Here is an 11,048-nt window from a genome sequence, read left to right on the forward strand (position 1 = left end):
TAGCCGCCCCGGATCCCGCCCGAGAAACCGCTTCCGTCATGAGTCACCACCCCTGCGGTGGTGTCTGGCGCCGGAAGTGGTTTCTCGACGCCTGGGGTCAGGCTCCGACGACGGCGATGCCCTGCGCCGTGAACTGCGCGAGGAGCTGGGCGTCGAGGCCGGCATTGGCGAGCGGATGCTGATCATCCCGGCATCCGGAGAGAGCGGACCGCAGTGGATCTATCGGGCCGCCCTGCGCACGATCGATCCGGGTCGGCGATGCGGCCCCGAGTTCGATGATCCGTCGCGTGGCGCCTACACCGTCGAGCACGTGCGGCTGGACGACCTGCCTGCGCTGAACTTGCTCCCCGAGGAGGCGAAGCGGTTGCTGCTCAGCATCCGCTCGTGAGAAACCATTCCCGCCATGAGACACCACGTCCGAGGTGGTGTTTGGCGCCGGAAGTGGTTTCTCGGCATCTGGGTCAGGCGCCGACGACGGCGACGCCCCGCTCGCGGGCGGCGTCGGCGAGACGGCGGTCGAAGGTCGCGAGCGTCGCGCCGAGCTCGACGGCCGTTGCGAGGATGTAGGCGTCGGGCAGCTTGAGCCCGGTCCGGGCGCGCAGGCGTGCCACGCGCAGCGGCTCGTCGATCAGCTGACGGTGACGCTCCACACCCAGCCGCGCAAAGTCATCAAGCGCTCGCTGCTCCTCGCCCACCCGCGCGGGTCCCACCAGGGACTCGGCAAGAGTCACCGGATGCAGCATCAGGTCTTCCTCGGTGTCGAGGATGCCGAAGGCGGCCTCGGTATGCGCATCGGATCCGGCCCAATACGAGATCAAGACGCTCGCGTCGAGCACGATCATTCCGGCCAGTCCTTCCGAAGCTCCTCCAGATAGCCCGGAGGGTACGCGTCGGCATACGTGCCCCGGGTCTCCTCCAGCACCTTCCGCCGCGCAGCCCGACGCGCGGCGCGTCTCGCGGCGAGGGCTTCGATGCCGCTCTCGGCGAGACGCGCGACCAGCTCGGAGCGGGACGCGCCCGGCCACTCCTTCGCCGCCAGTTCGAGACCGGCGGCGAGCTCAGGGGTCTGCGTCACCTGGATGCGTGGAAGGGTCGTGGCCATGCATCGAGTGTACCGCCGTATGCCATAGTGGTACAGGTATCAGCATCCGCTCGTGAGAAACCACTTCCATCATGAGTCACCAGGTGAGAGGTGGTGTCTGGCGCCGGAAGTGGTTTCTCGGCGTCAGGAGGCCTCGCGCAGCGCCTCTTCGGTGAGCGGGCAGTGCTCGGCGCGGATCGGATGCCCGGCGGTCGAGAGGCACTTGCCGGTCTTCAGGTCCCACTTCCAGTCGTGCATGGAGCAGGTGAGGATGCCGTCCTCGTCGACCTTGCCGGTTTTGGTGAGGTCGGCGCGCAGGTGCGGGCAGCGCCGCTGCACGACCCAGTCGCCGATCTGCGCGTCTTCGGTCTGGTCGGTCTGCTCGGAGTACCAGTTCTCGACGTACTCGATGCGGTCAACCGACAGGCACTTGAGGAAGGTCGTGAGGAACTCGTTGAACTTGCCGCTGCGCCCGACGGAGAACTGCATCGAGAGGAAGATCGAGTTCGACCAATCGATCTCATGATCGCGGATGTTCGTCGACACGAGATCGGCGGGGATCGTGTACCAGTAGATGCACTCCTCGCCCGCGTACTCGCGGACCTTCGCCCGCGGGAAGTCGACGACCATGTCGAGGTCGCCGATCTTGAAGCGGACGTTGCCGCCGACGCCCAGGCGGATCGTGCGCGACTTCTTCAGCAACGGCTCCCACCACGCCTTGATCGCGGCGAGGATCTCATCGGCGGGCAGGACTTCGGCGCGCGAGGCGATCTCGTTGGTGATCTCCTGCTGACGCGCGGCGCGCTGCTCCTCGAGGTAGTCCCACTTCTCGTCGAAGATGTGCGCGATCTCGGCATCCGTGTACAGGCTCTGCGAAGTGGTGACCTCGCCGCCCTCCACCGTCACGACGGTGCCGGGGATGAAGAGCTGCCCGTCGTACTGCGGGGCGAGCTCCTTCATGTGCGCGAGGAACTGCTTCTGATCGGTGAAGATCGACTCGCCGTTGCGGCCGGTGCCGTTGAAATCGAAGAGGTCGTCACGCAGGAACATCGGAGGGCCCGCCATCGGGAAGACGTGCGGCGCGTCGACCTTCTCGATGTAGAACATCGCACGCTTGTTCTGGGCCTCGCGCTTGAGCTGGGCAAAGTTCTGCTTGGCGTCGAGCGGCAGATCGTAGACCATCGGCCACCAGATGGCCCCCGACACCTGCGTGAAGTAGGCGTCCGGCGTGCCGAACCGGGCGAGCGCGTCGAGATCGAGCGGATGCGAGTCGTTCTGGTTGAGCACGGAGCCCGTGCCGTCGTCGACGCTCAACGAGGAGTCGCCGATGGGGCCGTCGCTTGGTGCACGCAGCGGCGTGATCATGAGCTTCAGCTCGCCGCGCTCGATGATCTCGCCAGCCGGCGCGTTGGTGATGTTCTCGTACCCCAGCGCGCGGATGTCGCGTTCGAGGTCGTCGGTGGGGTACTCCGGCAGCAGGACCTCGATGTCCTTGCGGATGTAGCGCTCGAGCAGTCGCGGGTCGAAGTGGTCGCGATGACGATGCGAGACGTAGAGGAAGTCCGCTTCGCGACCGAAGCGCTCCCAGTCGAGCCCACGGTTGTCGGGGAACGGGAACCAGGAGCCGAAGAACGAGGGGCCGAGCACGGGGTCGCAGATGATGTTGCCACCGAGCGTCTCGATGAACATACCCGCGTGGCCGAGCCCAGTGATCCGCATTGCGCATTCCTCCCGAAGTGGACCACTCGAGTCTACCGGCGGCGCCTGGACGCATCCGGAGACCGGCCGTGACTATCCCGTTGCTATTCCTCGAAGAGGCCCCGGATGTCCTCTGCGGTGAGCGACTGCGCGAAGAGCTCGTCGTCGTCCATCACGGCCGTGAACAGCCGCGCCTTGCGCTGCTGCAGTTCGAGCACCTTCTCCTCGATGGTGCCGGTGGAGATCATCCGGTAGACGAACACCTGACTGGTCTGCCCGATCCGGTGCGTGCGGTCGATCGCCTGAGCCTCTGCGGCCGGGTTCCACCACGGGTCGAGGAGGAAGACGTAATCGGCCTCGGTGAGGGTGAGGCCGAACCCGCCGGCCTTGAGGCTGATGAGGAACACCGGCTGCTCCCCCGTCTTGAACCCGTCGATGACCTCCTGACGTCGGCGTGTCGAGCCGTCGAGGTGGGCGTACGGGATGCCGGCGTCGTCGAGACGCGCCGCGGCCAGGTCGAGGAAGGACGTGAACTGGCTGAACACGAGGGCGCGGTGGCCCTCGGCCTGCAGCTCGACGACCCGTTCAAGCAGGGTGTCGAGCTTGCTCGAGCCGATCTCCGCGTCGTCCTCGTCGATGAGGGCCGGCGCGAGACTGAGCATCCGCAGCAGTGTCAGCGAGCGGAAGACGATGAAGCGGTTCTTGTCGAGGTCATCGATGAGCCCGAGCACCTTCTGCCGCTCGCGCTGCAGCACCACGTCGTACTTCGCACGGTGCGCGGGGCTCAGCTCGACCTCGAGCAGCTGCTCCTGCTTGGGCGGCAGGTCGGCGGCGACGAGCTCCTTCGTGCGGCGGAGCATGAGCGGGCGGATGCGGCGGCGCAACTGCGCGAGGCGACGGGCCCGGTACTCCCCGCCCTCCTCGTTCTCGGGGACCTTGCCCTTCTCGATCGGCTGGATGTACCACTCGCGGAACTTCCGCGCCGACGGGAACAGGCCGGGGGCTGCGAGTTTGAGCAGCGACCACAGCTCGGAGAGGCTGTTCTCCATCGGCGTGCCGGTGACGGCGTAGGTCGCATCCGCCCGGAAGGTCGAGATCGCACGGTGCAGCTTCGTCTTCGGGTTCTTCACGAACTGCGCCTCGTCGAGGATGATGCCTGCCCACTCGATCTCGGCGAAGCGCTTCTCGTCGAGCCGGGCCACCGTGTAGGAGCTCACCACGACGTCGGCGGAGCGCGCGGCATCGCGCACCCCTCCGGCGCGGCGGGAGTCAGTGCTCTCGACGACGGCGACGCGCAGCTCAGGGGTGAACCGTGCGGCCTCTGATCGCCAGGTGCTGAGCACCGACGTCGGCGCGAGCACGAGGAAGGGACGGGTCTCCCCCGCTTCGCGGGTGTGCTGCACGAAGCTCAGCAGCTGCAGCGTCTTGCCGAGTCCCATGTCGTCGGCGAGGATGCCGCCGAGCCGATGGCGCCAGAGGAACGTCAGCCAGTCGTAGCCGGTCTTCTGATAGGGGCGCAGCTGCGCGCGCAGTCCCGTCGGCAGCGCGGTGGCCGGCACTCCGGTCGCCTGGCGGAGCCCCTCGGCGAGCGTGCGCCAGCCCACCGCTGACTCCGACTCGTCGGCGAGGTCCTCGAACTCCTCCCAGAGGTCGATCTGGTAGCGACTGATACGAGGGCCGGTCTCCCACTCGTCGAGTTCCCCCGCCTCATCGATGAGCTCGCGCAGGCGATCGAGCGACGGATGGGCGAGGGAGAAGTAGCCGCCGTCGGAGAGCAGGAGCTTCTTCTTGCCTGTGCTCAGTGCGCTGAACAGCGGACCGAACGGGATACTGCGGCCGTCGATCGTGACGATGATGCCGAGATCGAGCCAGTCGGCGTCGGTCGACTCCACGGTGGTGACCTTCACCTCCGGATCTCCGGTGAGCTCCCGGTACTCCTTGCGCCGCCCGCTGGTCGCGACCGTGACCCCGATCGCCTCGAACGCGGGCACGACGGTGACGACGAAGGCGGCGGCGTCGACGTCGTGGAAGGAGCCGGATGCTCGCAGGCGCGTCGCGCTGTGCTCCTGCCAGACCGTCTCGAGCGCGGCCCGCGCTGCGGCCTCGCCCTCGGCGTCGCGCACGGCGGCCGCGTTCCATTCGAATGGCACGGTGCCGAAGCCCTGGTAATCCCACTCGAATGCGTAGCTGACGACGTCGCCGCGTTCGAACACCACACGCAGCAGCGGGCGCGGCGCCGGGATCGCAGGCAGCTCGACGGACCCGTCGGTGCGCACCGGCGAACTGCGCGCGAGCAGCGGGTAGGCGTCGACGGTGAACGCGCGCTCCTCGTCGGCGGGGACCGCGATGGGCTCTCCCGCAGTCAGCAGCGCGTGCACCGGCGTCGACAGCGCTGCCTCGGCGAGGACGATCTCGATCTCACGCCCGCGGAGGGTCGCCGTGTAGAGCCCGCAGTGGCCGACGGGGTGCACGTCGGACTGCGGGAACCGGACGCCGTCGACGACGGCTTCGGCGGCGACGGACAGCCGCCCGGTCGCATCGCGGCTGATCCGCACCTCGAGCTGCGCCTCGTCGGCGAGGCGCACCGCGGTGTTCTTCTGCACGCTCACCAGCGGGATCCCGAGGGCGGCGCCGGTGCGCAGGTGCGCCCACAGCAGCGTCGACTCGACGCGGTCGAGCGTGAGCCACTCGCCGGCTGCCGTCGACAGCAGCGCGTCGCGCGAGATGCTGAGCAGGTCGCCGAACCAACGGCTCTGGGCGCGGGCGAACGTGCCGGCGTCGCGCCGCACGGCGTCCCATCCGGCGTGCCCCTGGATCCAGGCGCCGGTCTGCGCGCTGCGCATCAGCGGCCGGATCGCGAGCTGCAGCTCGCCCGTGGGCCCTGCCAGATCGCGCGGCGTCGCCGCCCGCACGACGCGGGGCGCCCAGTGGTTGCCGGGGCGGGCCTCACGATGGCGCAGCTCGAAGCCGAGCGCCAGCGCCTGCGCGTGCGAGGCGGGCGCAGCCGCGGTGAGCGACCGCCAGGAGGGCGCCCTGGGCGGCGGAGCCGCGGGCGGGAGCGCGGGGTCGGCTCTCGGTGCTACAGCCCCCTCCTGCCGCCGGTACTCGCGGACGTTCGACGCGAGCAGCGCCGCCACGACGTGCTTGCAACCGGATCCGACCGGACAGCTGCACCGGGTCGAGCGCACCCGGCGCTTGCCGCTGGACGCCGTGAACACGATGACGGTGACGTACTGGGCATTCCCGGATCCCCGGACGTAGGCCTCGAGCTCCTCGCGCTCCTCGTGCCAGACGAGGTCGAGCACATTGCCCTCGCGGAAGTACCCCAAGCCGCGCGTGTATCCGCCCGCATCCGTGATCTGCATGAGATCGCGGAGGTCGACATGGGGAGCGGGCATGCGCACATCCTTCCCGCAGCATCCGACATCGCCGGATCTGCGCCGAGGGGCCGGTCTCAGCTGGCGCGGGCCACCCGGGCCAGCACGCCGTGCACGAAAGCGCCGGAGTCGTCGGTGGAGAACTCCTTGGCGAGCTCCACGGCCTCGTCGATCGCGACAGCGGTGGGCACGGCGTCGTTGTACACGATCTCCCACACGCCGATGCGCAGCAGGGCGCGATCGACGGCGGGCATGCGCTCGAGCTTCCAGTCGCGGCTGTGCGTGGTGATGTGCTCGTCGATCTCGTCGCGGTGGTCGATGACGCCGTCGACGATCTCGCGTGCGTACAGCCACGACGCCTGGCGAGCCGGCTCGCTGGCCGCGCGCTTGGCCTCGGCGGCCAGGGTCGTCGCGAGCTCGTCCCCGCGCACATCGGCGGAGAAGATGATGTCGAGTGCGCGCTTGCGCGCCTTCGTCCGGGCGCTCACGCCTTACTTCTCGCGACCGAGGTAGTCACCCGTGCGGGTGTCGACCTTGACCTTGGTGCCGGTCTCGAGGAACAGCGGGACCTGGATCTCGTAGCCGGTCTCGAGGGTCGCGGGCTTGGTGCCGGCCGAGGAGCGGTCGCCCTGGAGGCCCGGCTCGGTGTAGGTCACCTCGAGGATGACGGATGCCGGCAGGTCGATGTACAGCGGGTTGCCGTTGTTGAGGGCGATCGTGACCTGCTGGTTCTCGAGCAGGAAGTTCTTCGCGTCGCCGACGGTCGCCGCCCCCACCGTGATCTGGTCGAAGTCGGTCTGGTCCATGAAGACGTAGCCGTCGCCGTCGGTGTACAGGTAGGTGTAGTCGCGGCGGTCGACGTTCTCGATCTCGACCTTGGCGCCGGCGTTGAACGTCTTGTCGACGACCTTGCCGGTGAGGACGTTCTTGAGCTTGGTGCGCACGAACGCACCGCCCTTGCCCGGCTTGACGTGCTGGAACTCGACGACGCTCCAGAGCTGGCCCTCGAGGTTGAGGACGACGCCGTTCTTGATGTCTGCGGTAGATGCCATGCGAAGAGGAGTTCCGTTTCTGAGTCTGCGGGGCTCGGAGGAGCCGACAGTCGATTCTACGCGATGAGCGCGGCCAGCTCCCGCACGGCGTCGGCGTAGCCGTCGACGCCCCGCCCGATGATGCGGACCGCCGCGACGTCGTGCAGGTACGAATGGTGCCGGAACTCCTCACGCGCGTACACGTCGGAGATGTGCACCTCGGCGAAGGGCAGTCCGATGCCGGTGAGCGCGTCGCGCAGCGAGACCGAGGTGTGGGTGAGGCCGCCTGGGTTGATCACGACGCCCGCGCAGTCCGCGCGGGCGGCATGGATCGCATCGATCAGCACACCCTCGTGATTACTCTGCACCGCCCGCAGCTCGAACCCGACCGAGGCCGCGGCCTCGGCTGTCAGCCGCTCGACGTCGGCGAGCGTGGCGGACCCGTAGATCCCGGGTTCCCTGGTGCCGAGGAGGTTGAGGTTCGGACCGTTGACGAGCAGAAGGCGGCGAGGGGCTGTCACGTCCCGCACTCTAGCAGCGGCCGCCGCATCACGTGCTCGCGGCCGAATCCCTCGGTGATCACCTCGCCGTCGCGCACGAACCCGTTGCGCGCGTAGACGGCCTCGGCCCGCGCGTTGTCGACGTGGACCTCGAGGACGAGCGCCGAGAGCCCGCGCTCCCGCGCCCACTCGGCCGCAGCCGCGAACAGCGCGTCGATGATGCCGGTGCCGCGGTGGCCGTCGGCGACGTACACGCCCACGACGAGCCCCGCGTCGGCGTGATCGTGGCGCGGCAGGACCGTGACGGTGCCGACCCACTCGCCGGCATCCGTCACCGCGACCAGCTGCGCGGCGGGCGCATCGCCCGATGCGCTCGCCGCGCGCTCCTGCCAGAAGCGGTCGGGCTGGGCCGCGGTGTTCTCCGCGGTGTCGAGGAAGGCGATGGGCGCCGCGTCGTCGGCCAGCGCCCGCAGCCGCAGCGCCTTGACCTCGCGCCAGTCGTCGGCGGTGATCCGCCGGACGGTGAAGCTCACGCGCCCACTTCCTGATAGGCGGCGAACAGCAACGACTCGTCTGGCGCCTGGAGCACGGTGGGCTTGCCGATCTCGTCGAGCACGATGAAGCGCAGCATTCCGCCACGGCTCTTCTTGTCCCGCTGCATGGTCGCCAGCAACTGCTGCCAGGCGCCGGCCCGGTAGGTGGTCGGAAGCCCCAGCGATTCGAAGATGGTGCGGTGCCGCTCCGCGGAGACGTCGGAGAGCCTGCCTGCCAGACGCGACAACTCGGCCGCGTACATCATGCCGACCGAGATCGCGGCGCCATGACGCCACTTGTAGCGCTCGGCGTGCTCGATGGCGTGGCCGAGAGTGTGCCCGTAGTTGAGGATCTCGCGCTGCCCGGCCTCGCGGAAGTCGTCGGAGACGACCTGCGCCTTCATGTCGATGGCGAGCTCGACGGCGCGGCGGAACCCGGGCGTGGTCGTGTCGACGGCCGCTGCGGGGTCGGCTTCGATGATGTCGAGGATCTCCGGGGCCCAGATGAATCCGGCCTTGACGACCTCGGCGAACCCGGCGGTGGCCTCGTTCGCCGAGAGGCTGCCGAGTTCGTCGAGATCGCCGATGACCGCGCGCGGCGCCCAGAAGGCGCCGACGAGGTTCTTGCCCTCGGCGGTGTTCACCCCAGTTTTGCCGCCCACCGAGGCGTCGACGAGGCCGAGCACGGTGGTCGGCACCTGCACGACCTGAACACCCCGCAGCCAGGTCGCCGCGACGAAGCCGGCCAGATCCGTCACCGCGCCCCCGCCGTAGCCGACGACGGCATCGGTGCGGGTGAAGTCGGCCTGCCCCATGACCTGCCAGCAGAAGGCCGCGACCTCGATGCGCTTGCCCTGCTCGGCGTCGGGGATCTCGGCCAGCAGCACCTCGCGCTGGCCGTTCGCGGTATCGGCGAGGAGGCGCTCACGGAGCTCGGCGGCACGAGCGGCCAGCGTCGGCGGGTGCACGACGAGGACCTTGCGCACCGTCGGGGCGAGAGCCTCGGACACCCGGTCGAGGATGCCGCGTCCGATCGTGATGTCGTAGGCATCCGTGCCCGTCACGCTGATGGTCGTCGTGCTCATCGCTGTTCTCTCCTCCATGCCGCGATCTCCTCGGCGATCCGCTGCATCGGGCGGCGGGACGTGTCGAAGGTCACCGTGGCCACCTCGTCGTACAGGTCGCGCCGCTGCGCGAAGATCTCCGTCCAGCGTGCCAGCGGGTCCTCTCCGGCCAGCAGCGGCCTGCCTCCGCCGATGATGCGTTCGGCGACCGCCTCCGGGGTCACCGTCAGGTAGACCACGGGATGCCGCCGCAGCAGCTCGCGCGTGCCGGCATCCGTCACCGCCCCGCCGCCGAGCGAGACGACACCGCCCTCTTCGAGTGCCACCCTGACCGTCTCGCGCTCCAGCGCACGAAAATGAGTCTCGCCGTGCTCGTCGAAGATCGCGGGGATCGGGCCGTGCGTCTGCACGATGCGCTTGTCGGTGTCGATGAACGCGATGCCCAGGAGCCGCGCCACACGTCGTCCGACGCTGGTCTTGCCTGCACCCATCGGGCCGACGAGCACCAGCGTCAGCGGCTCAGCCGCGCTCGTCATGCGCGATGAGCGCTGCCTCGGATGCCGGGGCGGTGCGCAGCTCGGCGGGGATGGCGACGAGGTAGGACTCGAGGTTCCGCTTCGTCTCGCGGATGCTGTCGCCGCCGAACTTCTCGAGCACGGCGTTCGCGATCTCGATCGCCACCATGGCCTCCGCGACCACGCCGGCGGCGGGCACCGCGCAGACGTCAGAGCGCTGGTGGTGGGCGGTGGCGTCCTCGCCGGTGGCGACGTCGATCGTGCGGAGCGCGTGCGGGACGGTCGCGATCGGCTTCATGCCGGCCCGCACCCGCAGCACGGTACCGGTGGACATGCCGCCTTCTGTGCCGCCTGCACGGTCGGAACCGCGCGTGATCCCGCCCTCGGTGGCGAAGAGCTCGTCGTGGGCCGCCGAACCCCGTCGGCGCGTCGTCTCGAAGCCGTCGCCGACCTCCACGCCCTTGATCGCCTGAATGCTCATGAGGGCCTGCGCGAGACGCGCGTCCAGGCGCCGGTCCCACTGCACGTGCGATCCGAGCCCGGGCGGCAGCCCGTAGGCGAGCACCTCGACGATGCCGCCCAACGTGTCGCCGTCCTTCTTCGCGTCGTCGACCTCGGCGACCATGAGCGCGGAGGTCGCCGGGTCGAAGCAGCGCAGCGGATCGGCATCGAGCACGTCGACGTCGTCCGGGGTCGGCACCGGCGAGCCGTACGGCACCTGCACCGGTCCGATCGACAGCGTGTGGCTGACGAGGCGGATGCCAAGCTCGCCGAGGAAGGAGCGCGCGATGGCGCCCAGCGCGACGCGGGCGGCGGTCTCGCGGGCGCTCGCGCGCTCGAGGATGGGACGGGCCTCGTCGAAGTCGTACTTCTGCATGCCGACGAGGTCGGCGTGGCCGGGGCGCGGGCGGGTCAGCGCCGCACTGCGACCGCGCGACTTGTCGGTGAGCTCGACCGGTTCGGGGTTCATGACCTCGATCCACTTCGGCCACTCCGTGTTGCCGATGCGCAGCGCGATGGGGCTGCCGAGGCTCTTGCCGTGACGGACGCCGCCGGAGATCGTCAGCTCGTCCTGCTCGAACTTCATCCGAGAGCCCCGCCCGTAGCCGAGCTTGCGGCGCAGGAGATCGGCCTGGATGGCGGCGGATGACACCGGGACGCCGGAGGGCAGTCCCTCCATGACGGCAATGAGTTCTGGGCCGTGCGATTCGCCGGCCGTGAGCACGCGGAGCATTGCTCCAGTCTCCCA

General features: G+C 69.3%; 12 protein-coding genes. 1 reads left to right on the plus strand and 11 read right to left on the minus strand.

What is annotated here, in order from left to right:
- Positions 1-76: 76 nt before the first annotated feature.
- Positions 77-388, plus strand: a complete 312-nt coding sequence (locus QM568_RS10845; RefSeq protein WP_415138689.1) for a hypothetical protein — start codon at positions 77-79, stop codon at positions 386-388.
- 73 nt (positions 389-461) lie between these two features.
- Here QM568_RS10845 and QM568_RS10850 read toward each other — a convergent pair whose 3' ends face one another.
- The 11 genes from QM568_RS10850 to aroC form a co-directional block, all read right to left on the minus strand.
- Complete coding sequence (locus QM568_RS10850) at positions 462-842, minus strand: type II toxin-antitoxin system VapC family toxin (protein WP_415138691.1); 381 nt, start codon at positions 840-842, stop codon at positions 462-464.
- On the minus strand, positions 839-1,102 hold the full coding sequence (locus QM568_RS10855; RefSeq protein ID WP_415138693.1) for a hypothetical protein: 264 nt from the start codon (positions 1,100-1,102) through the stop codon (positions 839-841). The genes QM568_RS10850 and QM568_RS10855 overlap by 4 nt, the downstream gene beginning before the upstream one ends.
- Positions 1,103-1,225: 123 nt before the next feature.
- On the minus strand, positions 1,226-2,800 hold the full coding sequence (locus tag QM568_RS10860; protein WP_415138695.1) for a Rieske 2Fe-2S domain-containing protein: 1,575 nt from the start codon (positions 2,798-2,800) through the stop codon (positions 1,226-1,228).
- Positions 2,801-2,883: 83 nt separating this feature from the next.
- Positions 2,884-6,177, minus strand: a complete 3,294-nt coding sequence (locus tag QM568_RS10865) for an SNF2-related protein (RefSeq protein ID WP_415138697.1) — start codon at positions 6,175-6,177, stop codon at positions 2,884-2,886.
- 56 nt (positions 6,178-6,233) lie between these two features.
- Positions 6,234-6,644, minus strand: a complete 411-nt coding sequence (nusB, locus tag QM568_RS10870; RefSeq protein WP_415138699.1) for a transcription antitermination factor NusB — start codon at positions 6,642-6,644, stop codon at positions 6,234-6,236.
- 3 nt (positions 6,645-6,647) lie between these two features.
- Positions 6,648-7,208, minus strand: coding sequence for an elongation factor P (gene efp, locus QM568_RS10875; RefSeq protein ID WP_045258534.1), 561 nt, complete (start codon positions 7,206-7,208; stop codon positions 6,648-6,650).
- Positions 7,209-7,264: 56 nt separating this feature from the next.
- Complete coding sequence (locus QM568_RS10880) at positions 7,265-7,708, minus strand: type II 3-dehydroquinate dehydratase (protein ID WP_415138702.1); 444 nt, start codon at positions 7,706-7,708, stop codon at positions 7,265-7,267.
- The gene (locus tag QM568_RS10885) at positions 7,705-8,220 is read right to left on the minus strand and encodes a GNAT family N-acetyltransferase (protein WP_415138704.1); all 516 of its coding nucleotides are present in this window, start codon (positions 8,218-8,220) and stop codon (positions 7,705-7,707) included. Before QM568_RS10885 ends, QM568_RS10880 begins: the two co-directional genes overlap by 4 nt.
- A complete protein-coding gene (gene aroB / locus QM568_RS10890; protein WP_415138706.1) occupies positions 8,217-9,305 on the minus strand; it encodes a 3-dehydroquinate synthase in 1,089 nt (362 codons plus the stop codon). Before aroB ends, QM568_RS10885 begins: the two co-directional genes overlap by 4 nt.
- A complete protein-coding gene (locus tag QM568_RS10895; RefSeq protein ID WP_415138708.1) occupies positions 9,302-9,820 on the minus strand; it encodes a shikimate kinase in 519 nt (172 codons plus the stop codon). The genes aroB and QM568_RS10895 overlap by 4 nt, the downstream gene beginning before the upstream one ends.
- Complete coding sequence (gene aroC, locus QM568_RS10900; protein ID WP_415138710.1) at positions 9,804-11,033, minus strand: chorismate synthase; 1,230 nt, start codon at positions 11,031-11,033, stop codon at positions 9,804-9,806. Before aroC ends, QM568_RS10895 begins: the two co-directional genes overlap by 17 nt.
- Between the last annotated feature and the right edge of the window lie 15 nt (positions 11,034-11,048).

The sequence above is a fragment of the Microbacterium sp. genome (genome assembly GCF_047607465.1).
Classification (GTDB): domain Bacteria; phylum Actinomycetota; class Actinomycetes; order Actinomycetales; family Microbacteriaceae; genus Microbacterium.